At 39.4% G+C, this 20,623-nt stretch carries 24 protein-coding genes; 9 read left to right on the forward strand and 15 right to left on the reverse strand.

Annotated features, from left to right (window positions below; all coding sequences use genetic code 11):
- Nucleotides 1–2: 2 nt before the first annotated feature.
- Genes E3E24_RS03650 through hxlAB form a run of 4 tightly spaced genes read right to left on the reverse strand, consistent with a single transcriptional unit; the run spans nt 3 to nt 2,815 of the window.
- Entirely contained in the window at nt 3–182 is a 180-nt protein-coding gene (locus tag E3E24_RS03650; RefSeq protein ID WP_167885676.1) for a hypothetical protein, read from the reverse strand.
- Complete coding sequence (locus E3E24_RS03655) at nt 179–823, reverse strand: HAD family hydrolase (RefSeq protein ID WP_167885677.1); 645 nt, start codon at nt 821–823, stop codon at nt 179–181. The genes E3E24_RS03650 and E3E24_RS03655 overlap by 4 nt, the downstream gene beginning before the upstream one ends.
- Nucleotides 804–1,586, reverse strand: a complete 783-nt coding sequence (locus tag E3E24_RS03660) for a hypothetical protein (RefSeq protein WP_167915664.1) — start codon at nt 1,584–1,586, stop codon at nt 804–806. Before E3E24_RS03660 ends, E3E24_RS03655 begins: the two co-directional genes overlap by 20 nt.
- Nucleotides 1,587–1,594: 8 nt before the next feature.
- On the reverse strand, nt 1,595–2,815 hold the full coding sequence (gene hxlAB / locus E3E24_RS03665) for a bifunctional 3-hexulose-6-phosphate synthase/6-phospho-3-hexuloisomerase (protein ID WP_167886024.1): 1,221 nt from the start codon (nt 2,813–2,815) through the stop codon (nt 1,595–1,597).
- A gap of 187 nt (nt 2,816–3,002) precedes the next feature.
- Here hxlAB and E3E24_RS03670 point away from each other — a divergent pair, with 187 nt between their 5' ends.
- Genes E3E24_RS03670 through E3E24_RS03680 form a run of 3 tightly spaced genes read left to right on the forward strand, consistent with a single transcriptional unit; the run spans nt 3,003 to nt 4,262 of the window.
- Complete coding sequence (locus tag E3E24_RS03670; protein WP_167915705.1) at nt 3,003–3,731, forward strand: arginase family protein; 729 nt, start codon at nt 3,003–3,005, stop codon at nt 3,729–3,731.
- A gap of 1 nt (nt 3,732) precedes the next feature.
- Entirely contained in the window at nt 3,733–4,053 is a 321-nt protein-coding gene (locus E3E24_RS03675; protein ID WP_167915665.1) for an Sjogren's syndrome/scleroderma autoantigen 1 family protein, read from the forward strand.
- Nucleotides 4,050–4,262, forward strand: coding sequence for a winged helix-turn-helix domain-containing protein (locus E3E24_RS03680; RefSeq protein ID WP_167915666.1), 213 nt, complete (start codon nt 4,050–4,052; stop codon nt 4,260–4,262). Before E3E24_RS03675 ends, E3E24_RS03680 begins: the two co-directional genes overlap by 4 nt.
- A gap of 10 nt (nt 4,263–4,272) precedes the next feature.
- On the opposite strand, the gene trmBL2 is transcribed toward E3E24_RS03680, so the two are convergent.
- Nucleotides 4,273–5,067 carry an HTH-type transcriptional regulator TrmBL2 gene (gene trmBL2 / locus E3E24_RS03685; RefSeq protein WP_167885682.1) on the reverse strand — a complete coding sequence of 265 codons (795 nt, stop codon included), beginning with the start codon at nt 5,065–5,067 and terminating at the stop codon, nt 4,273–4,275.
- 259 nt (nt 5,068–5,326) lie between these two features.
- Complete coding sequence (gene rgy, locus E3E24_RS03690; protein ID WP_167915667.1) at nt 5,327–8,977, reverse strand: reverse gyrase; 3,651 nt, start codon at nt 8,975–8,977, stop codon at nt 5,327–5,329.
- 77 nt (nt 8,978–9,054) lie between these two features.
- Between rgy and E3E24_RS03695 the strand changes: the two genes are divergently transcribed.
- Nucleotides 9,055–9,429, forward strand: coding sequence for a hypothetical protein (locus tag E3E24_RS03695; protein WP_167885684.1), 375 nt, complete (start codon nt 9,055–9,057; stop codon nt 9,427–9,429).
- Here E3E24_RS03695 and E3E24_RS03700 read toward each other — a convergent pair.
- A complete protein-coding gene (locus E3E24_RS03700; RefSeq protein WP_167886025.1) occupies nt 9,412–9,948 on the reverse strand; it encodes an SWIM zinc finger domain-containing protein in 537 nt (178 codons plus the stop codon). The genes E3E24_RS03695 and E3E24_RS03700 overlap by 18 nt on opposite strands.
- Nucleotides 9,949–10,054: 106 nt before the next feature.
- On the opposite strand from E3E24_RS03700, the gene E3E24_RS03705 reads away from it, so the two are divergent.
- Entirely contained in the window at nt 10,055–10,288 is a 234-nt protein-coding gene (locus tag E3E24_RS03705) for a hypothetical protein (RefSeq protein WP_167885685.1), read from the forward strand.
- Here E3E24_RS03705 and E3E24_RS03710 read toward each other — a convergent pair.
- Entirely contained in the window at nt 10,285–11,592 is a 1,308-nt protein-coding gene (locus tag E3E24_RS03710) for a DUF4139 domain-containing protein (RefSeq protein WP_167885686.1), read from the reverse strand. The two genes, E3E24_RS03705 and E3E24_RS03710, sit on opposite strands and share 4 nt — an antisense overlap.
- A 141-nt stretch (nt 11,593–11,733) precedes the next feature.
- Between E3E24_RS03710 and E3E24_RS03715 the strand changes: the two genes are divergently transcribed.
- The gene (locus E3E24_RS03715; RefSeq protein WP_167915668.1) at nt 11,734–12,432 is read left to right on the forward strand and encodes an acetate--CoA ligase family protein; all 699 of its coding nucleotides are present in this window, start codon (nt 11,734–11,736) and stop codon (nt 12,430–12,432) included.
- Between the two features lie 42 nt (nt 12,433–12,474).
- Here E3E24_RS03715 and pyk read toward each other — a convergent pair whose 3' ends face one another.
- From pyk to E3E24_RS03750, 7 genes are all read right to left on the reverse strand, one after another.
- Nucleotides 12,475–13,902: a pyruvate kinase gene (gene pyk / locus E3E24_RS03720; RefSeq protein WP_167915669.1), complete on the reverse strand. Its 1,428-nt coding sequence runs from the start codon at nt 13,900–13,902 to the stop codon at nt 12,475–12,477.
- A gap of 109 nt (nt 13,903–14,011) precedes the next feature.
- The gene (locus E3E24_RS03725; RefSeq protein WP_167915670.1) at nt 14,012–14,782 is read right to left on the reverse strand and encodes a sulfite exporter TauE/SafE family protein; all 771 of its coding nucleotides are present in this window, start codon (nt 14,780–14,782) and stop codon (nt 14,012–14,014) included.
- A gap of 85 nt (nt 14,783–14,867) precedes the next feature.
- Nucleotides 14,868–15,736 (reverse strand): IS982 family transposase gene (locus E3E24_RS03730; protein ID WP_167915706.1). Its coding sequence is split into 2 segments (ribosomal slippage): nt 14,868–15,310 and nt 15,310–15,736, totalling 870 coding nucleotides; the frame shifts between segments, so codons are not numbered across the junction.
- A 58-nt stretch (nt 15,737–15,794) separates the two neighbouring features.
- Nucleotides 15,795–16,262 (reverse strand): COG2426 family protein, encoded by a 468-nt coding sequence (locus E3E24_RS03735; protein WP_167885713.1) that lies wholly within the window; start codon nt 16,260–16,262, stop codon nt 15,795–15,797.
- Nucleotides 16,255–16,896, reverse strand: a complete 642-nt coding sequence (locus E3E24_RS03740; RefSeq protein ID WP_240912144.1) for a phosphatase PAP2 family protein — start codon at nt 16,894–16,896, stop codon at nt 16,255–16,257. The genes E3E24_RS03735 and E3E24_RS03740 overlap by 8 nt, the downstream gene beginning before the upstream one ends.
- On the reverse strand, nt 16,889–17,173 hold the full coding sequence (locus E3E24_RS03745) for a hypothetical protein (RefSeq protein ID WP_167885714.1): 285 nt from the start codon (nt 17,171–17,173) through the stop codon (nt 16,889–16,891). Before E3E24_RS03745 ends, E3E24_RS03740 begins: the two co-directional genes overlap by 8 nt.
- A gap of 1 nt (nt 17,174) precedes the next feature.
- Nucleotides 17,175–17,705, reverse strand: a complete 531-nt coding sequence (locus tag E3E24_RS03750; protein WP_167885715.1) for a winged helix-turn-helix transcriptional regulator — start codon at nt 17,703–17,705, stop codon at nt 17,175–17,177.
- A gap of 206 nt (nt 17,706–17,911) precedes the next feature.
- Between E3E24_RS03750 and E3E24_RS03755 the strand changes: the two genes are divergently transcribed.
- From E3E24_RS03755 to E3E24_RS03765, 3 genes are all read left to right on the forward strand, one after another.
- Nucleotides 17,912–18,436 carry a PepSY domain-containing protein gene (locus E3E24_RS03755; protein ID WP_206204944.1) on the forward strand — a complete coding sequence of 175 codons (525 nt, stop codon included), beginning with the start codon at nt 17,912–17,914 and terminating at the stop codon, nt 18,434–18,436.
- A gap of 106 nt (nt 18,437–18,542) precedes the next feature.
- Entirely contained in the window at nt 18,543–19,421 is an 879-nt protein-coding gene (locus tag E3E24_RS03760) for a lysylphosphatidylglycerol synthase transmembrane domain-containing protein (protein ID WP_240912145.1), read from the forward strand.
- Nucleotides 19,397–20,623 (forward strand): glycosyltransferase family 4 protein, encoded by a 1,227-nt coding sequence (locus tag E3E24_RS03765; protein ID WP_167885717.1) that lies wholly within the window; start codon nt 19,397–19,399, stop codon nt 20,621–20,623. Before E3E24_RS03760 ends, E3E24_RS03765 begins: the two co-directional genes overlap by 25 nt.

The following is a 20,623-nucleotide window of genomic DNA, read 5'->3' on the forward strand; positions in this document are numbered from 1 at the left end:
TTTCATTCCTCGATTTCGTATACTACAACCTTAACTCTCTTGCCCTTAAGAGCTTCTTTCAGCTCCCACCAAAGCTTTGTTAGAGCTTCTTGTGTATGAACCAACTTATCTCCATTTTCAAGTTCAACTACCTTTTCTTTGTACTCAACAAAAACTCCCTCTTTGTTGAATATCTCTTTCATTCTAAACCCCCCAATATTTTTCTCAATTCATAAAGTGTTCTAATTTCATAATCAGCAAAGTTGTAACCTTTGTCATTTCCTCTATTTATCCAAACAGCTGTCATTCCAACATTCTTTGCACCATAAACATCTTGCTGCAGGCTGTCACCAATCATTATTGCCTCACTAGGCTCAACTTTAAGCTTTTCTAAAGCATAGAGAAATATTTTTGGATCAGGCTTTATTGTTTTTACGTCTTCTCTTGTAACAATTACATCAAAATAATTATCAAGCTTCGCTATTCTAAGCTTAAGCCTCTGGTATTCAGGGCCGCTTGTGATAACTCCAAGTTTGTATCCCTCTTCTTTCAGCCATTCTAAAGTCGGCTTCACATCTGGGAATACATGAATCTTATGTGGGTAAGCAGTTAAAAGTTCCTCATATCTCAGATCTAGGTTGAAAAGTCTGAAGAAAAAGTTCCAGTCATGCCACTCGTAGGTATCTCTTCGGCTCATGATCTCCTTAAGAAACCTAATCCTGGCATCTTCTTTTCTAATCCCAAGTTTTTTTGCAATTTCTTCATAGACCTGAGGAAGGAAAAGCATCATCAAGGGCCTTTCTGTCAGGAGTGTCTCATCTATGTCAAACAGAATTGCCTCCATTTGACCACCTCTTGATTAAAAGTGCTAATATTTCAATCTCATCCTCAAGCTCTTTGTTCATTCTGACTCCCCATATTATATCTTTTTCTCTGAGGAGATACTGGAACTTTCTTAAAATCTCATAGGCGCTTTTTAAAGGAACATTTTTACCCACCATTATGCTGATTAATCCTCTATCCCATATTCCCCAGTTCCATTCAAAGTCAACTTCTCTTAAAATGCGCAGTATTCCAATGTTCCCACCCTTAACCATATTAAACAAGTCAGCATAATCAATGTTAACAAGCATTTGGTTTTCGAGGTAATAGTAAAGCTTTGAAAACATGATGCCAATTTGCTTACTTGCTGCATTGAAGGCATCTTCCAAAGGTATTGAGGTGTAAGCATCCAAAAACTCTGAGAGGGAGTCGTAGAAGACAGTTTCAAAATTACCAGCCCACTCTGGTTTTCTCTCATAGACAAGCTCTCTATATGGGGATAGCACATAAGCTAAGCGAATCGCTTTCTTTGGGAGGTTATCATTGATAAGGTCTACAATTTCAATGTTAATCGGCTTATCCTCGAAGATAATCCAGACTATTGTGTCATCATTAAGATTACCAAAAAAATTCTTAATTTGCTTCACAAAGGAAGGTCTCTTTTTGTCAAAAAGATAATAAGAAGAGTCAAGGAGCACTTTAACAGCATTAGGCACCTCAATGTTTTTCACAATCCTGATTCCACTGTTTCCAATCCCAACAAAAATATGAGTAAAGGAAATCATGGCGACCCCTATTCTAAGGTCGCATGCTTCTTCTTCATATCCTTTTCGGTCTTCTGGAATGTTGCCATCAGAAGTGCGATTATTCCATCTAAGAATACCATTGTTGAGTCTTCGAATAAAGTTCCCATTGGTGCTATCCACTTATACTGAGTTAGCATCTGCCTCGCTATGTAATCTGTTGGAACATCTGTCTTAGCCCTTCCCGGAATTTCAACTACAACATCGGCTAGCTTGCCAAGTGTTGAGTTCTTATATGAGGTTATTGCAACAACCTTTCCACCTTGGTTTTTTGCAATCTCAGCAGCATCCACTATCGTCCTCGTCTCACCGCTTCCACTTATCGCTATCAGCAAATCACCCTCTTCAAATGCTGGAGTTATAGTCTCACCAACAACATAGACATTGAAGTCAAGGTGCATTAATCTCATAGCAAACGCTTTGCCAACCAATCCGCTCCTTCCAGCGCCGTAGATGAAAATCTTATTGGCTCCAATCATTGCATCAACCATTCCCCTGACTTCCTCAAGCCTAAGTGCATCGGCAACGTGATCAATATGTTCGGTTATGTCATGCATTGCCTTTCTTATTGTCTGCATGTATTCACCCCAGAAGAGATCAATTATCCTTCTTGTTACCTCTTCTGGATCCTCTGCCTTAGTTATTGCCCCCCCAACGATGATTATAGTCGCACCGAGCTCAATAACTTTGGGGATTGTTTCTAAGTTCAATCCTCCTGCAACTGCGACTGGAATTTTAACCGCTTTGACAACCTTTTCTAAATCCTCAAGTGGGCTTTTTCCTTGAGCCTGCTCATCTATCCCTGTGTGAACGAGGATATAATGAACTCCCATCTTCTCAAGCTCTTTTGCTCTCTTAACTTTGTCCTTAACACCTATCAAGTCCACCATAACTTTGATTCCATACTTTCTTGCTACCATGAGGGCATCTTTTATTGTCTTGTCATCAGCAACGCCAAGAATAGAGACAACGTCTGCTCCATGTCTCGCAGCCATCTCGACCTCTAAAGCTCCAGTGTCCATGGTCTTTAGGTCAGCGACTATCTTCCTATCTGGAAAGCGTCTCTTCATGAGCTCAACTGCTCTCATTCCCTCTTTTTTGATAAGAGGCGTTCCAACTTCAAGCCAATGAGCACCGCCACGAGCAGCTTTTTCCGCTATAGAAATGGCCTGTTCAATATCAGTTAAATCCAGAGCGACTTGTAAAATCATCTTGAACTCCTCCGAATATTTTTCTAAAGCTTTCACCTTAACATCAATATGCACACTTTTTAACTTTAACTCTCAAAATTTTTGACAAAAATTTGTAAACATAATGACATAATTATTTAATTGTCTCATTAAATATTGGTGGACTAAGTTTAAAAAGTGTTCACTGAATTAAATTTTGGGAGTTGCAATGGTTACATTTATTCCATTTGGAGAAAAGCCAAACAGAGAGGGAGTCATGTATGTTCTCAACCTTCTACGGAAGAATAAACTTATTGACGAATACATGATTGTTGAGTCAAATACCATTGAATTACTTTCTGAAAGATTGCCCATAGATAGGGCATATATAATTGGGGAACACCTTGCGACTTATGGTATAGTCCAAAAGCTCAAACCGAGAGCAGTTATAAGCATAGATGCCCATACTGATTTAATGCATGATTATCTAGATCATGGCTCTTGGCTTGCATATGCCCTCGAAAAAAGAGTAATTGAAAAGGCCTCCGTTGTTGGTCCTGTTTTGATGATACCCACTACAGAAGGCACTGAGCTGTGGACGAGAAGAGTTAAGATATTTCCCGCTTTACCCAGAAGCAAGAAAACAAGAGGTAAATGGAAAGCGTATAAAAGTCTGAAAAATCATCCAGTAGAAGAGATAATTAAGGATGCAAAGAAGTATCTCGGAGATGAAATTTATCTGACCGTTGATTTAGATGTTCTGTTGCCCGAATATAAAATTGCTCGCTTTCAGCATGGCGAGCTCACATTAGAGGAACTCCTCCATATCCTTGAAGAGATTAAAAAGAACTTTAAGATCATAGCATTTGACATAGCGGAGATTTCGGACAAGATAAAGCGCTCACGTCTAGGGAAGAAAGCATTAATTGATGTGTTTCAACTGCTGAGTGGTGAGTGAAATGACATTAAGTGATGAGGAAATCAGAAAAATAATAACCCCACTCTTATTTTCTGGAGCAAAGATGCTCGATAAACACTGTCCTAAATGCGGTTCCCCCCTTTTTGAGCTCAATGGAAGAGTTTTCTGTCCTGTGTGTGAGCATAGGGAAAAGCAGAGAAAAGCTGAGTTGAAGGGAATTGAGCAAATATTAATGGAAAAGCTGAAAATGCTTGCGAACAGCTTACCTGATGATGTTGAAGAGTTGGAGAAACACTTAAGAGTCATAGAAAAGATAATTGAGATTTTGGAAAGATACAAAAAGCTGGAGGGAAGAGAATGAAGCATTTAAAAATTTTAAACGTTCTTGAAGGAAAGGAGCTAACAATTGCAGAAATATCAAAGGAAACAAAGATGTCTCTTGCAGAGGTTAGGAAGCTATTGCTTAGATTAGCGGAGCAGGGAAAAGTCGAGAGCTTCCAAAGAGAGGGTAAAATCTTCTGGAAAATCAAGCAAAAGACTCCCGAAGAAGAGAAATTTAAATATGTATAAAAAGGGAAAATCAAACTTTCTCTGCTTTCTCCCAATATTCATTGAACTTTCCTCTAAAGAGGTTGACGACTCTGAAGTCCTTGATCCAGACTTGGGTCTCATAGTTAAAGTATCTAGCAGCCATGTCTTCTAATGCAAAGAACACTTCCTCATCACAGATTAACATTGGCAGTTCAAGGTTGTCAATGACCTTAATCTCAAGCTTTCCGTTCTTGTAGTAGTCCATGAGCTTTGATGCCTGGAGTCTTGGGAGTATCTGCTTGGTAACAACAATTTTGGCTGTAATGCCTCTTTCAATGGCCTTAATGATGTCATCTTCAAGGTTTATTGCGACATAACCATCGTCTGCAAGGAGTACCTCTTTCTGTACTCCTTCGAGCATTTCCTTTGTCTTGAGCGTTGAGTTTCTAATTCCTCTAACAACCCAAACTCTTTCAACACCATACTTTGGAATCTCTGTCTCTATCAATGGTGTCATGAGTTCAAGAAGCTCTTCCTTGGCTTTCTTCTTTGCCTCAAGCTCTTCCTTAACTCTCTCCTGCCATTCTTCGATGAACTTCTCGAGTATGTTCTTGGGGTGTACTGGCCTGTATTTGTTAACCTTACCAGGCTGGCTGATTGCAAAACCTTTCTTCTCCAAGCTTCTCAATACATCGTAAGTTCTTGGTGCTGGAACTTCAGAAACGCTTGCCAACTCTGCCGGAGTAAGAACTCCAAACGCAACTAAGGCAACATATGCTCTTGCCTCATATAAGTTCAATTCAAAATGTTCTTGTAAAAGTTCTACCATCCTATCTTTTGCCATTTTTACCACCGTCATATTTCTGTCAAAATATTATGTGAGCTTAAAGTATATAACTTTTTTCCAACTCAATTAGTTTTACATCGTTATTTAAACATCTGATTTAAGCCTAACTTCACCTGATTTTATCTACATTGTATCAACATACAAAGCTTTTACTCTACCCCAATTTTAAATTTTTTGGTTGAGGCAACAATATTGACTAAAAACAACAATATATTACTAACAATAATGGTCACAAAAGCGAAAAAAGAAGGGAAAATCACTTCAAAATATACTGTTTAATCTCCGCATACATGTTATTCAGCACTTCTTGGTAGTCAGCCTTGTTTTCCTCTACCAAGTCCATAAGCTCTTCAAGCTGCCTTGTTCTTTCCTCACTCACAAGCTCTTTGTATTTGCTTATGAGATAGTGATAGACTTTAGTTCCAAGCTCTGTTGGGACTAACTTCTTCCTTCCTTTTGTCTCAATGACATAGTGCCTGTCCAACAACGTCTTGACGATTTTTGCATAGGTGGATGGTCTTCCAATCTTGCGCTCTTTCATAAGAGCAATCAAATCACCCTGGGTGTAGAGGGAAACTTTCGGCGCTCTCCATTTCTTAACCTCAAGGACTTTGAGCTTCTGTCCTTTCTCAAGCTTTGGCAACTGCCTTAATGGCGGTGCCCTTAACTTAGTCCAGCCATCAAAGATTATTTCAATGTATCCCTCAATCTCAGTCTTAGCAACTTTTGCATCAATTACTGCCTTTTCATAAAGGACTTTTGCAGCTTTCATCTGCGATGCCATGAAGCGTTTGAATATCATATCATAAAGCCTGAAGTGATCTCTTGTGAGTCCCCTTGCAAGGGTAATGACACCATCTCTCAGCAGTTGCATCAATCTTCCGGTGTCAATTGGTCTTGTGGGCCTTATACACTCGTGTGCTCCCTCCTCACCCCACTTTCTTGGAGCGAAGTATTCTTCTCCAATTTCTTCGCTAATGTATTCCTTCGCAACTTCGATACCTGTGTTGCTGACATGAGTTGAATCAGTTCTGTGATAAGTGATAAGACCGAGCTCGAAAAGATCCTGTGCCAACTGCATTGTATGAGGAGCGGAAAATCCTAAAAACCTTGAAGCATCTTGGAGCATTGTATCTGTGGTATACGGTGGGAACGGGTTGATTTCCTTCTCCTCAATTTGGACATCTTCAATAGTTACTTCCCCAACTTCTTCTTTAACGCCTTCAAGAGTTACGCTTAAGCCGTTCTCCAAAGTCAGTGCCATGAAGTCTGTCTCACTCTCGACAAATTCCTTGTATCTCTGTATCACCCATCCAAGAACGGGTGTTTGAACTCTACCAGCTGATAAGTTTCTGCTCTCAAAGACCTCCCACAGCTTTTGACTGAGCTCAAATCCAATCCATCTATCCTCTATTCTCCTCACTAGCTGAGCATTAACTCTAAACTCATTAACGTCTCTTGCTTCATTCAAGGCTTTCAATATGGCTGGTCTTGTAACCTCGTGGAACTCAATTCTCTTTATGTTCGGAGTGTAAGGACTTAGGACATTCCTAATATCCCATGCAATCTTTTCTCCCTCGACATCGGGGTCAGTTCCTATGAGAATTTCATCAACTTCCTGGGCTATCTCACGCATTGCAATTACATTCTCCAGAGCATCTCTAACATTCCTTGAGCCGCATCTCGGGCAGACTCCCTTCTCCTCCCAGTCAACGAACTGATGACCGCAGTCTCTACAGCGTTTTATTGTGTCATAGACCGGAATGAAGTAAAGCTTTCCGTTCCTCTCCTCTATGAGGACGCCGTGATAACCTTCCGTTGTAACGAGGTCGAACATATGCCCACCGCTTGCCAGAATCGTCAGCATCCTGTCACCTATGCTGACTTCATATGCCACCAAGTCGCCAATCCTCCTCTTGCTTGGCTGTCCAAAGAAGCTGGCTATTGTTCTGGCTTTGTTTGGAGATTCAACTATCATTAGGGCAGATTTAACCAAATCTCTGGTTTTTTCACTTATCTTTCCAGCAAGAATTAGCTTGACCTTTTCTCTATCAGCGTCGATCTCCCTCAAAAGTTCCTCAAGGTTGAGCTCCTCAAACGGCTTCATTTCGAACTCTGCAAAGCGCCATCTCATCTGTCTCTTCAAGCCGTTAAAGACCTTTTCGTTATCAACTATTATTATGCTCAGACCCTTTGTAATTCCACCAGCGAAGAGACGTGAAGTTCTTCCGCTAGCCTGGATGTAAGTCCTAACATCTGGAATCTCAATGTACCATTTTCCTTCCTCTTCCTTGAGGCTGACGAATGGGTCTTCTTCTATGCGTTTGAGCACTTCTTCTTTCTTTAGAACTCTCCTCAAGAACTCAACGCTTTGTTTGAACACTTCAAGAACATGGCTGTGGAATCCTTCCAACGGCAGACCTTCAGCCAATGCCTCTTCAATCTTCATCAATTCAAACTGTGGAATGTTTCTAATCAAACGCCTTAAGCGAGCATAAAGCCTCTCACCTTCTCTTCTATCTTCTTCATCGAGGAACTCCATGACTTCACTCATCAACCCTAAAACCCTGTAAATTGTGGGCTGCTCTAAATCAAGGCTAAACCTAAATTTTGGCACACCTGTAAAGATTGCGTATCTAATTAAGTGTGGCAAATCCAATCCTCTAACTATGGTTCCATAATAGGTTGCAACACCAATCAAATAGTCAATTTCTTCGTTTTCAAACTTCTCCAAGCCTTTCTTATTCCTTGCAGAGACAAGCTCAACCTTGAAGCCTTTCTCTTGGAGGTATTGTGTAAGCTTCTCGGCATAGCCGATTCCTTGATCAATTGGAACAAAAATTAATCCCCCCTTACCGAGTTTTGCCAAAAGCTCTTCAACATGTTCCTCAATTGGCTTCTCTGGGAAGAGATAGCTGTCAACAACGTTTCTCAACGCTGACCTTCCGCTTCCCACTTCGAAGTCCAAAAGCTCACGGTAGAGCTTTATTCTATCTCCCCTTGCGCTTCCGGTTGCTGAAGCTACAATTAATACTCCAATCTTATTCTCACGCTTGAATTTTCTTATTTCTCTCTCAAGCTTGTTAATCTGCTTGTTGAGTTCATTGAGCTGCTCTTGCTTGTCTGGGCTGTTGCCGTTGAGGAACTTTGCCATCTGCTTCTTCAGCCTTATAATTTCCCAGGCCTTCTGGATTATCTCTTCTGTAAAGCCGAGCAGAATAAGGGAGCGGTCAATGTTCTTTGAGGCTTTCAAAAATGCATCAACATCATCAACAAAAATGAAGTCAAATCTCTTATCCTTGAGCATCTCGTCGAAGTTTCTTGCAAGCCATTGGGCTGAAGTTATGAGAATATCAAAATCTCCATTCATGATTTTTTCAGTCATCTCCTCTTTTTCCTTCTTCTTCATGCCACCATGGTAATAAGCAAGATTGATTTCAATCCCAGCCCTTTCTGCAAATGTTTTCACTCTCTTAATTGTCTGCACTACAAGCGGTGTTGTTGGTAAGACTATGTAGCTCTTCTTTTTCTTTTTAGCGTAATACAACGTCATGAATGAGCCAAAAACGCTCTTACCCATACCTGTTGGGGCTATGATGGAAAAGCTCTTGTTTTTAATTAGTCTTTTTACCCAAGTTTTTTGTGCGCTCCAAAAGTTGAAACCTGTGGCTTTTTCAAAAAGTTCCTCAATTTCCCTCAGATTTTTCTCAAGCTTGTAAATCTCTTCCCAGTGCTTTAAAGCCCCTTTCAGCTTAAGAGCTTCTCTAATCCCCCTAACAAGGTCAAAATAAATTTCAGCTTGAATTTCCTCATCGAGACAAACATTACATGGATGCTTCTTGTACAAGCGTTCATCACTAATTCTACCCTCACAGTTTGGACACATCCCCCTATAAATCGCCTTCATTTTCTCACCCTCTAATGTTCTATTTAGATGATGCAAAGTTTATAAGGGTTTTTTAGATTTCCCTCGTGGGTGAGAGCATGATTGTCGAAGGTGTTAGGCTCAAGGCTGAGCTCACTGAAGAGCAGTATGAGAGAGCAATAAAGCTTATAGAGAGGCTAAAATCAAGATTTCCAAATGCTCTAGTGAAAAAATTCAAAACACAAGAAAAGATAAGCTTTATTGATGTATATCTAGGTGTAAGGTTGAATTTTGATATAATAATTGGAAATCGTGGTAAGCCATTCATAGCTGTAGAAATGGAGGGAAACAAGTCAAAATACGCCTTTCAGATAATGAAATTTTTCCTTGACGAGCTTGGTGTTGAGTATTCCTTTGATTTTGATGGAAGAGAAGTTTATGACGCGTTGAAGAGGAAGATTAAGGCGAAGAGCTTGCTAGATTATTTGACGTAAATTTTTCAGTTCTTCAAGCTCTCTCTCAATCTCCTCAGTGAGCTCATAATCATAAAAAACTTTCTTAAATTCTCCAAACTGTATGAGCAAGGATTCATAAAATTCCTCTGAAAACTCCATCTTTAGCAGAGCAAAAGCTTTCCTAAATAGCCTCGCGGCCTCACTTCCACTTTCGTCGTGATTCACATAATAGATTAGCTCCTTTAAGATAATGGACTTTCCAATCTCAAGATTTCCAAAAATAATCCCATCCACAACAGCTTGCGGCGAAAGCTCTACTAAAGGGCTTAGTGTCTCAAAATATTCTCCGTTCTCAAAAGCCTCCAGCACAGCAAATACATGCTTGCAATCTCTCCCAATAGGACAAGTGCATCTGCTTTTTCCACCTTTTATGCTGACCTCAACGTAATACGGATAAGTCCCTAGAACTTTTCCATAAAGTCTATCTCCATACTTCAGCACCCACAGAACCTTGCCCTTTTTGAAATACTGCTTTCCCTTCTTTTCCGCATTATCCATATTAACCACTAAAGTTAGTAACAATTGAGCCTTTTAAAGATTTCGTTGTACATTACCACCATCAAGCATATAAATCCAAATAGTGAACTAATATTGGGGTGGTAGCATGGACGTTTTTGAGCTTGCGCGGAGGTATCATCAAGAGATTGGAATAAAGGAGCCAAGCTTTGCAACCTTGGCCGCGGAAATCTTTGGAGAGCTTGGTCTCAAGATATATGAGCATTTAAAGAACGAGGGTTACACTCTCAAAAGTACTCGTTTTATTGACTACGACAATAGCCTTGTATTGGAAGTGGTAAAAGGAGAGAAAGCCTTCGAGATTCTTCTCAGAAAGGCTTAAACTCTATAGTCGAACACTATTTCCTTCTTTTCTCCTGGCTTTACAGTTACTTTGAACTCCACATAGTGTGCTGTTTCATCTATTGGTTCTACTGTAGAGCTCAATATTTTGCCACTCCACTTGTAATGCCTGACAATAACTTCTTTCGTCTCGTCTCCAAAATTCTCAATTGTAATTCTCACTTTGTAGTATGTTGAATCGCTTTCTCTTCTCTGCTCGAGGATTTCTGTTTTGCCTTTTAGATCGACATCCCTTCCAAGCTTGAGCCTCAATATATCGCCTTTAGCGGTGTGATCAATTTTCTGCTCACCAATTAAAACTGTTGTATCGTTCATTTCTTTGTAAATCTCTACAATGCCAGCTGGAAGCACTTTCTCAGTCTTAAATGAGATAATCTCGTAAATTTCATTACTTCCACCGTAGGGATAGCTCTCGTATAGATACTTCCTTTCAAAAGATGTCTCTTGGGTAATGTAAGGTATCATCTTCTTTTCAAATGGGTTTACACTGAGTATTCCAAGGTTGTAAAGGTAGAATGCTTCAATTTTTTGAGGTTGCTCTGGAATTCCAGCAACTGCTTTTTCTGCCGTCGCATAAATCCTTTCCATAACGACTTGCGGAGGAGCATAGAAGTTCACTTCCCCCGAAACGAGCATAACTTTAAAGTCTTCAAATGTCTTGTTTGTAGGATTGTCAATCACTATGTATCCAAAGAGCAAGGCTTTGTTGGTTAGGTAAAGCTTATACCTTGAGCTCCAGCCAATCGACTGAACTCTGTAAATCAGCTTGAACTTATACTTTCCATCTTCCTCAGCTTGTATAATGGCATAAGTTTGGGCTTTGGCTTTGCTTCCCAGTTCAGCAAGCTTCATATATGCAACTTCCTCGGGCTCAATCAGATAGTAGGAATCTCCCTGAACTGCTATCTTGCCGTCTTTGTAGCCTAAAAACTTCCCCGTTATTGTTTCACCACTCTTCAGCTTTATTGTGACAGTTTTTCCAATGTTTGCTTCAAGCACTCCTTTGCTTGGGTATGCTTGCGAAATAATTCCCAGAACCGTAACTTTGTCGCTCAAAGGCTTTACTGTAACTTCCTCAATATTCAAACCTTCAATCTCCTCGAGAGGAACTTCATTGAATCCCTTTTTGAGGTCTAAGGTAATTGTTTTCTCGACAACTCCAATGCGTGCAGAGTCGTAGAGAACCAAAGTTCCGCTTTCATCTGCAGCCCTTGTTTGATGTAGTACTATCATTGCCAAGAGCAAAAAAGCTACAAAAATTCCACCTAAAATTTTCTTTTTCATTATTTTTCACCAAGAATAGTTGGCTTTCATACTATTTATAGAGACCGACAACTTCAAGCTGGGTTGAAGCAAATGATGGAAAGACTTTTAACATTGTAAACATAGTTGAAACTGCAGTCATGATAATTAGAGGTGGTAAGGATGGATAGGGTTGCAAAAGCAAGGGAAATTATCGAAAAAGCCAAAGCTGAGGGCAGACCTCTTGTAGAACCAGAGGCTAAGGAGATTCTCAAGCTCTACGGCATTCCAACTCCAGATTTTAAGATTGCAAGAAATGAGGAGGAAGCTGTTAAGTTTGCAAGGGAGATCGGCTATCCGGTTGTCATGAAGATTGTCTCACCACAGATTATACACAAGAGCGATGCTGGTGGTGTTAAGATAAACATTAAAAATGATGATGAGGCAAGAGAAGCCTTCAGAACAATTATGGAAAATGCAAAGAGATACAAGCCAGATGCAGACCTTTGGGGTGTCATAATCTATAAGATGCTCCCACTCGGAAAGGAAGTTATCGTTGGTATGATTAGGGATCCACAGTTTGGTCCAGCTGTCATGTTTGGTCTCGGTGGTATCTTCGTTGAGATTCTCAAAGATGTTAGCTTTAGAGTTGCTCCAATAACAAAGGAAGAAGCTCTTGAAATGATTAAAGAAATCAAGGCTTATCCAATTCTTGCCGGTGCAAGAGGGGAAAAACCAGTAAACATTGAGGCTTTAGCAGACATAATTGTCAAAGTTGGTGAATTAGCTCTCGAGCTCCCAGAGGTTAAAGAGCTTGACATTAACCCAATCTTTGCTTATGAAGATGAGGCAATCGCAGTTGACGCAAGAATGCTACTTTAATTTTGTTCTTTTCTTTCATTTGATTCAAAAATAAAATGAGAGTTAAGCGATTGTGAAAATCTTTATCGTGTTTGTTCCCACTGTCTTTTCTATAGGCTTTCCTGAAGTTAGAAGCACAGTGTCGTTAGTCTTCACAATTCCAAGGTCTTTTATGAGCCGAATAAGCTCTTTTTCATTTGTAGTGTCCTCAACACAGAATGGATAAACTCCATAGGAAAACATCAGACTGTTGCATACTTTTTCATCAGCAGCAAAGGCTAAAATCCATTGTTTTGGCTTAAAGCGTGAGATTAGTCTGGCAGTCTCTCCAGTTCTTGTTGGAGTTAAGATATATTTGATGTCAAGAGCCCCAAGTGCTTCAATTATACTCCTCGTTATGGCATCTTTTATTGTACCTTTCTTCGGTATTTTCTCTTTCCATTCAAGCATTCTTGTGTGTCCAAAAGATTCTCTGTATGCTTCAGTGGTCTTCGCAATCCTTGCCATCATCCTTACAGCTTCAACAGGATACTTACCTATTGCCGTCTCCTCAGAGAGCATGACAGCATCAGTTCCGTCCAGAATGGCATTTGCAACATCTGTAACTTCAGCCCTTGTTGGAATTTTGTTAGTGGTCATTGACACGAGCATTTGAGTTGCGGTTATAACTGGTTTTCCGACGAGATTTGCCTTGTTTATAAGCTTCTTCTGGATTATTGGGAGCTTTTCTATTGGCATTTCAACTCCTAAGTCGCCACGTGCTATCATTATCCCATCTGCAGCATAGAGTATCTCATCAAAGTTTCTAACAGCATCTGGTCTCTCAATCTTTGCTATTGTGAATATCTGTTTCCCTCTCTTTTCGGCAAATCTTTTAACTTTCATAACATCATAAGCTGAGCCAACAAAGGAAATTCCAACTGCATCAACATCATGCTCAAGTGCAAATTCCAAAATTTCCAAATCCCTTTCAGTGATCGCCTCAAGTGGAAGATTGATCTTTGGGATATTGATACCTTTCCTCGAGAAAAGTGTACCTCCAACAATTACCCTACAAACTACCTCATCTCCATGAACATCTTCAACTTTCAAAGTAATGTATCCATCGCTTAGGTATATCACTTCTCCTTTAGAGACCAGTTTTGGAAACGTTTCACATTCTACTGGAATTGTTGTCTCATCACCCTCTATCTCTTTAGTTGTTAGCACTACAGTTTGTCCTCTCTGTAGGATCACGGCATCATTTTTGAGCTTGCCCACTCTAATTTTTAAGCCAGGTAAATCTCCAAGGATAGCAACTCGAGTATTCAGTCTCTCGGATACTTCCCTTATCATTTCAATTGTCTTTGCATGCTGCTCGAAACCTCCATGGGCAAAATTAATTCTCGCAACATTCATTCCCGCTTTTATTAGCTTTTCAATCATCCTCTTCGAATTAGAAGCTGGTCCTATTGTTGCAATTATTTTTGTCTTATGTGATGGAAGTCTCATTTTTACCCCTCCCATAATCTTAGAAAGCAACTTTTACTGTATAGCATTTAATATTTTTCATCAGTTTATCATATTTATTCGTTCAGATTTTAAACGGCAATTATTACAATCAGATTACCTTCGGTAGATTAATTGCTATTAGGTAAAACGCTACAATTACAATAATTAGAGCAAAAACTCGTTTTAACTCTTTGCATGAAAGGGATTTAGCGACACGTGTTCCAATAAAATTCCCAACAAATCCCCCAATAACGAAAAGAAGCGTTATAGGAATGTCTATTGGTCTTCCTTGGAGTTCATAACTAATCAGTCCAGCAAAGCCATTGAGAACAATTATAAATAAAGATGTTCCAACTGCTTTGTGCATTTTGAGACCAGCACCAATGGTTAGAGCGGGAACTATTAAAAATCCACCACCGACACCAAAAAATCCCGATGCAATACCCACAACAAATCCAAGTACCAGAATACGGCTAAAATCAGTCTTTTCTTTATCTGTATGTAAGGAGACAACTTTGTTTTCACCCTCTTCCATCATTTTGATACCCATTGCAATCATCAAAAAAGCGAAGAGTACTAAAAGAATCGGACCCTCTACAGCCTTATTTAAGTAGCTTCCAATGTAAATTCCAAGAATACTTGGAATTGCCATTACAAAGCCGATTTTAAATAGTACGTTACCTTGTCTCAAATGTAGGAGAAGTCCAATGATGGCAGTTATTCCAACAGCCACCAGCGAAGTTCCTACTGCAAGATGGGGGTCAAGACCAACAAAGTACACCAGCAGAGGGACTGCGAGAATAGACCCGCCACTACCGGTAAGACCCAAGGATAAACCGGATATAAAGCCTGAGATAATTGAGCTTATTATGCTGCCCACTTTAACTCATCCAGCAATATGTAAGATGGGAGGGTTTTAATGATTTTTGATGTAAAAAATTTCAAAACAATATATTAAAGCAACCCTAGTTCCCACCGCCTGTGAAGTTGTATAATCTGTCCAGATTCACGGCCAGAATCGCCCCTAAAATCCTGACAGCTAACCCCCTCAAACTAACACTCCTGCTCGGCTTCAGAAGAAACTCAGAAAACTTTGAAAACAGAGTCTCAATCCTCCTGCGAAAGTCAGACAAGTACTTGTAAAACTTCTTCTCCTCCAGATTACTAATCTGATTCTCCCGCTTTACTGGCGTGTAAACAACGCCAAACTTCAGGAATTCCTCCTCGAGCTCCCTGCTGACATACCCCTTATCCAAAAACAGAAAACAGCCAGAAAACTCCTCAACAATCACCCAGAACTTTTCCCTGACAACACTCACATCATGAAAGCAAGGATCAACAGACAGCAAAGCCAGCAAATTTCCATCAGAGTAACAAGTCAGCTTGTACCCATAGTAAAACTTTTTTTAGAGGGAACAAACCCAACTGCGGGCTTTTCAGAGATGACTTCTGAAGAACCCTTCTTCTCCTTCCTGTTTTTTCTGGCCAACTCCTTGGTCTGAATGGGCTTTGAGTCCAGTATTCTAACGTATTCTCTGGCGTGTTTTTTGAATAATTCTTCCTGCGCTAGGAGCAGAAGTTTTTCGTGCCTGTTCAAGCGTTCTGTTAGTTTGTTGTACCTGATTTTGGGGAACAGTTTCATTTCCTCGATTAAAACCCTGAAAGCGTGCTTGTAAACTCCGTTAAAGTGTAAGTGTGCTAGTATTGCGAAGGTTATCAGGTCGTAGAGGCTGATTACTTCTCTGTGGGCTTTCTTTGGATAATACTTTCGGATTATTGGGTAAATCTCAGATTTTATGATCAGGATTTCCCTATGAAAGCTCAATACAACCACCAATCAACCAAAAAACTTTAAGAACTTATAACTCTAACGATCTGATGGGAACTAGGGTTCAGAATAATTTTATAATACCCAAACTTGGTATTAGGGTTATTAACATACTCATTAGACCTCCAATCACCAATGCAGGAATTGTTTTTCTATTTTCCATTCCAAAGATATAAGCGGCTAAACTCCCAGTCCAGACTCCAGTGCCTGGCAAAGGCACAGCGACAAATATTATCAATCCATAGAGCCCCCACTTTTTAACATATGGACGGGCTTTTTTCCTAACTCGTTCCACATAGCCTAGATAAATCCCAGCAATTTTTCCCAGAGGCGTTTTCTCAAGCTTAAGCATTAAAACATCGATTAAAGGCAGCACAAACGGCAGAACAAGCGAAAGAAGTAGAACTCCAAGGAAAGCTGCTAAAAGTGTTCCCCATAGTGGATACCCTCTCCCAACTCCATAGACAATAGCATACCTCCCTTCGAATGTCGGAATCAGTGAAAGCAGGAAGATGTATATGAATTCATTCAACTTTGAACACCTCCAATTTTAATTTTTCCATAGTGGAATTGTAAATTGGGAACCAGATATCCTCTGTAAACTCTACTAACATCGAAACCCACACCCCAAGGAGCAGAGCGAATAAAACATCACTCAGCCAGTGAACTTGTAGTAATAATCTTGATAGTGCAACTAAAAAAGCATAGCTCCACCAGAGGGGCTTATAATTGGGGAAGCGTTTACTTAAGAAATATGCCAAAATAGATGCTCTCGCTGTATGACCAGAAGGAAACGCAAAGTAGTCCACATTTAGGAGCATCTGGTAAAGTGACAGGTTTAGCACAGCTTCATTTGGTCTTGGAACCCCAGTTGAGACCTTTAAAACACCAACAATAATCATACCTGCAACAAAAGCAAGAATAAACTCTAAAGTTAGCTTAGTAAGCTTTCTAACACGTTTAAAATCTAGGAACATAAAAAGTCCAATGTAAATCAAAAAGACTCCCAAACTTGCCGAATTAGTGACTATCTTAACCAGAAAGGACGTTGTTGGTGGGATGTGGTTATATACTACAACATTAACCCCAGTAAGTATGTCAAGCTTCTCCAATATTAGCAGTGTTAATAACGTAATGCTCAATACATTAAATGATCCCCTATTCAATCCTCCTCCTCTCCTTTAGTGCTACTGCAACAAAGAACAGTGCAATTATTATGAACTCAATGAACTTTACGAGTAAATCTAAAGTTCCCCCCTCTATTTCAGGAAATACTATGTCAATCTGCTCTACAAATTCCTTTGCCGCATAGAGGGAAAATGCTAATGAAACTATCAAAAACTTTCTCAGCCTAGTTTTTTTGTATGCAATAAGTGAAGCTCCCGTAAGTAGCAAGGAAAATATAACTATTCCCAAGCTCAAAATCTGTTCAGCATCAAGCATTTCAATCACCCCCAAAGTCCAGGAATATGTCCACAATCCTATCAGCCCATCTTTCAAGCAAACTCGGATGATAGTTCCTGATCATCTTAATGAACAACTCTCTATCTTCTACAAAGTAATATCTCACAAATTTTCCCGCCCTATTGCCTTCAACCAGTCCCAACTTTTCAAGTTTACTCATGTAATAGTTAATTGTTGGAGGAGATAAACCAATTTTCTCACACAGTTCTTTTTGAGTGATTCCTGGATTAGTGATTAAATACATTATTATTTCCCTCATATTTTCGCTTGAAATAAGACTGAGAACATCCTCCTCCTTTTCACTAAAGATTCCTGCTGGAAAATAATGCCTTTTCAATCCGCTTCTTTTGGACTTTACCATCCCCATCTTTTCAAGCTTGTATAGGTGATACTGTAAGTCTCCCTTAGCTAGCCCAAGTCTTCGAGATATTTCATTGAAATTTAGGCCAGGATTCTCTTTAATGAATTCAAACACTCGCTTTGTTGTCTCATTGAGCTCTTTCCCGCCCATTGCTATCCTTGTATTTTACTGATTTGAGACAAATAATACTTTTGTGGTTCAATTTTAGAAATGTTATTTGTACTGTATTCCCTATATTCAAAAATGAAATTGCTCATATTTCGAAAATTGAACTAACAATTCTAGTATTGAACCAGAAGAGCTTTATAGGGGCTTTGTTTAATACAAAACTGAAGAACCGTATGGAGGTGAAAAACATGAAGATCTGGAAATTTAATATTGGAAAGAAAATTGTAGCAGCGCTGGCAGCGCTAATAGTAGGACTTGGCATTGGAGCCTTTGCATTAGCAGCGTCAAACACAGCTGATAATGAAACACAAACTGGCATTCACTCACCAAATTATGTTGGAAGTATAACTGTCCCTCAAACCACGGGAGATATCAGCGAGGATCAAGAGGCAAAATCACTTCAAAGTTTAGCAAAGATAACTCCGGAGCAAGCAAAGCAAGCGGCTCTAGCAAAAGTTAATGGGAACGTTATCAAAGTTGAACTGGATAATGAAAATGGATATCTTATTTATTCAGTTGAGGTCAAAACCAGTGATGGTACTATAAAAGACGTAAAAGTCGACGCAGGAAATGGAAAAATACTCTATATTGACAGCGACATTGAAGAAGAAACTGATAAAGAGTTAGAGGAACATAACAAAAACGAGCTTTCAAACGACAGCAATGATACAGACAACATTCAGGAGGAAGTAGAACAAGAAGGAGAGAGCTGAAATCTTTCTAACTTTCATTTTTTGGCACCTCCGTTTTTACTTTTTATAACACTTTGAGAAATGAACCACTTAACTTTTAAGTATGGTATAAGAGAAGACGGTAGGGATGAAGATGATAACTATAGGGGAATATACTAATCTCCTCAAATCATTAAATAAAACCAGTTTGGAACTCATTACAATCGCTTTGGCTTTATATTACTTAAGTACTATCATCTATGCCCTTCGCTGGAAAATTATACTGGATAACATGGGAAAAAATGTGCCCTTGATTGATCTCTTAAAAGCAATCCTTTCCTCTATTTTTGTTAATAACGTTACTCCAATGAGCCGTGGGGGTGGAGAAATTCTGAGAGTTACGTGGATATCAAAAAAATATAAGATTCCATTGAGCTTATCGACTGTCAGCATACTTTATGAAAGGATAATGGAGGCCTTTCCAGTAACAATCTTATTGTTTTTGGGAGTGACATATTTTGCTAAACATATCATCTATTTTGTTTCAATCGCAATCTTTGTTGTGGTGCTTATTTGGCTCAATTGGGAAAAGTTCATAAAGCTTTCAGTTAAAATAATTAAAGTGAAACTTACAGCAGAAGAACTCATAAGCATAGTTTCATTAAAGCAAAGATTCTCATTAAATATTCTTGTAGTTGGATTAAGTTCGGCAGTTTGGTTTTTGGATATGCTCAGACTCAAGCTTATAGCACTGGCTTTTGGTTGGAATCCAAGCATTGGATTGTTGGCAATAGTCTCACTTGCAAATCTCATATTTGGCCTTATGGCATTTACCCCTGGAGGGATTGGTATAGTAGAGGGCGGGCTAATAGGAACACTTACCTACTTTGGAATTCCTTCAACCTTGGCTGTCTCAATAACGCTAATTGAGCGCTTTATATCTTATGTGCTGAGCTCAATAGTTGGATTTGTAACGTTAGTTGTATCTGGAGGTGCCGAAATATGGAAAGCCTTAAAATCGCACTAGCATCTGACTGGTTTTTCCCCAGTATTGGTGGGATAGAATATCATATTCATGATCTGGCTACAAATTTAGTTAAGATGGGGCATAATGTCCATATTATCACCCGTTTTGGAGATTATTCCGATGAAAAGCTCCCCTACAGTGTTCATCGCTTTAGAGGATATATAAACTTGGATAGTTTTTATATTAGCATTGGAACGAACTTGCTAAGGAAAGTAAATGAACTCTACAAAAAAGAACACTTTGACATAACACATGGCCATAGCATTTATTCTCCAATAGCTGTCGGAGTCTCAAATCTCTCCAGTGGTATCAGAGGCATTCCAAGTGTCATGACTAATCATTCTTTCCTAGGAAAATCAATATTGAACCCTACTTATATCCTTCTACTTCGGGCATCGTTGAGAAAAATTAATGGATTCATAGCAGTTAGCAATGCTGTTAGGCAAGACTTAGAAAACATATTAGGAAAGAGCCTAAGGAACAGACCAATACATGTTGTACCAAATGGTATAGACACAAATTTCTGGACGCCTGTGGAAGATAAAGAAGAATGGAAAAGCAAGATTGGACTAGATGGAATAGTAATAACAACTACTTCACGACTCACAAAGAGAAAAAGAATAGATATAATACCCAAATTGGCTAGGATTATCACTGAAAAATACGGAATGACTGATATAAAATTCGTAATAATAGGTGATGGTCCGGAGAGAAGGAAAATCGAAGAACTCATTAAGGCGTATCATGTTCAGGATAAGGTTTTAATGGTTGGAAAACAACCTAGGGAAAAAGTTAGAGAATATCTTTGGGCAAGTGACATTTACTTATCCCCAACGATTTATGAAGCATTTGGAATAGCAGCCCTTGAAGCTCTCTCTTGTGGAGTCCCTGTAGTTGCAAACAACCATGGTGGGATAAGTGAGATAGTCAAGCATGGTCTCACGGGACTAGTATCCCAAGATGATAAAGAGCTGCTGGAAAACATTCTATATCTGTTGGACAATCCAGAGCTGATTGAGAAAATGGGTAGAAATGCAAGAAAAGCTGTGAAGGAAGAATTTTCATGGAAAAAGATAGCAAAAGAGATAGTTGAGATATACAAGAAGACGATAGAAACGTTTGAAGAGAACCCATTCATTTTATACACCCTCCACCAAGTGCTGAGAGGAGGAATAACAAATGTTGGTATCTTTAACCTTTGA

Origin of the sequence: Thermococcus sp. LS2 (assembly GCF_012027375.1) — an archaeon.
GTDB lineage: Archaea > Methanobacteriota_B > Thermococci > Thermococcales > Thermococcaceae > Thermococcus_B.

Excerpts from the sequence above, each read along its gene's own strand:
- E3E24_RS03650 (WP_167885676.1), bottom strand. The coding sequence starts at position 182 with ATGAAAGAGATATTCAACAAAGAGGGAGTTTTTGTTGAGTACAAAGAA.
- E3E24_RS03655 (WP_167885677.1), bottom strand. The coding sequence starts at position 823 with ATGGAGGCAATTCTGTTTGACATAGATGAGACACTCCTGACAGAAAGG.
- E3E24_RS03660 (WP_167915664.1), bottom strand. The coding sequence starts at position 1,586 with ATGATTTCCTTTACTCATATTTTTGTTGGGATTGGAAACAGTGGAATC.
- hxlAB (WP_167886024.1), bottom strand. The coding sequence starts at position 2,815 with ATGATTTTACAAGTCGCTCTGGATTTAACTGATATTGAACAGGCCATT.
- E3E24_RS03670 (WP_167915705.1), top strand. The coding sequence starts at position 3,003 with ATGGTTACATTTATTCCATTTGGAGAAAAGCCAAACAGAGAGGGAGTC.
- E3E24_RS03675 (WP_167915665.1), top strand. The coding sequence starts at position 3,733 with ATGACATTAAGTGATGAGGAAATCAGAAAAATAATAACCCCACTCTTA.
- E3E24_RS03680 (WP_167915666.1), top strand. The coding sequence starts at position 4,050 with ATGAAGCATTTAAAAATTTTAAACGTTCTTGAAGGAAAGGAGCTAACA.
- trmBL2 (WP_167885682.1), bottom strand. The coding sequence starts at position 5,067 with ATGGCAAAAGATAGGATGGTAGAACTTTTACAAGAACATTTTGAATTG.
- rgy (WP_167915667.1), bottom strand. The coding sequence starts at position 8,977 with ATGAAGGCGATTTATAGGGGGATGTGTCCAAACTGTGAGGGTAGAATT.
- E3E24_RS03695 (WP_167885684.1), top strand. The coding sequence starts at position 9,055 with ATGATTGTCGAAGGTGTTAGGCTCAAGGCTGAGCTCACTGAAGAGCAG.
- E3E24_RS03700 (WP_167886025.1), bottom strand. The coding sequence starts at position 9,948 with ATGGATAATGCGGAAAAGAAGGGAAAGCAGTATTTCAAAAAGGGCAAG.
- E3E24_RS03705 (WP_167885685.1), top strand. The coding sequence starts at position 10,055 with ATGGACGTTTTTGAGCTTGCGCGGAGGTATCATCAAGAGATTGGAATA.
- E3E24_RS03710 (WP_167885686.1), bottom strand. The coding sequence starts at position 11,592 with ATGAAAAAGAAAATTTTAGGTGGAATTTTTGTAGCTTTTTTGCTCTTG.
- E3E24_RS03715 (WP_167915668.1), top strand. The coding sequence starts at position 11,734 with ATGGATAGGGTTGCAAAAGCAAGGGAAATTATCGAAAAAGCCAAAGCT.
- pyk (WP_167915669.1), bottom strand. The coding sequence starts at position 13,902 with ATGAGACTTCCATCACATAAGACAAAAATAATTGCAACAATAGGACCA.
- E3E24_RS03745 (WP_167885714.1), bottom strand. The coding sequence starts at position 17,173 with ATGCTTGATGCTGAACAGATTTTGAGCTTGGGAATAGTTATATTTTCC.
- E3E24_RS03750 (WP_167885715.1), bottom strand. The coding sequence starts at position 17,705 with ATGGGCGGGAAAGAGCTCAATGAGACAACAAAGCGAGTGTTTGAATTC.
- E3E24_RS03755 (WP_206204944.1), top strand. The coding sequence starts at position 17,912 with ATGAAGATCTGGAAATTTAATATTGGAAAGAAAATTGTAGCAGCGCTG.
- E3E24_RS03760 (WP_240912145.1), top strand. The coding sequence starts at position 18,543 with ATGAAGATGATAACTATAGGGGAATATACTAATCTCCTCAAATCATTA.
- E3E24_RS03765 (WP_167885717.1), top strand. The coding sequence starts at position 19,397 with ATGGAAAGCCTTAAAATCGCACTAGCATCTGACTGGTTTTTCCCCAGT.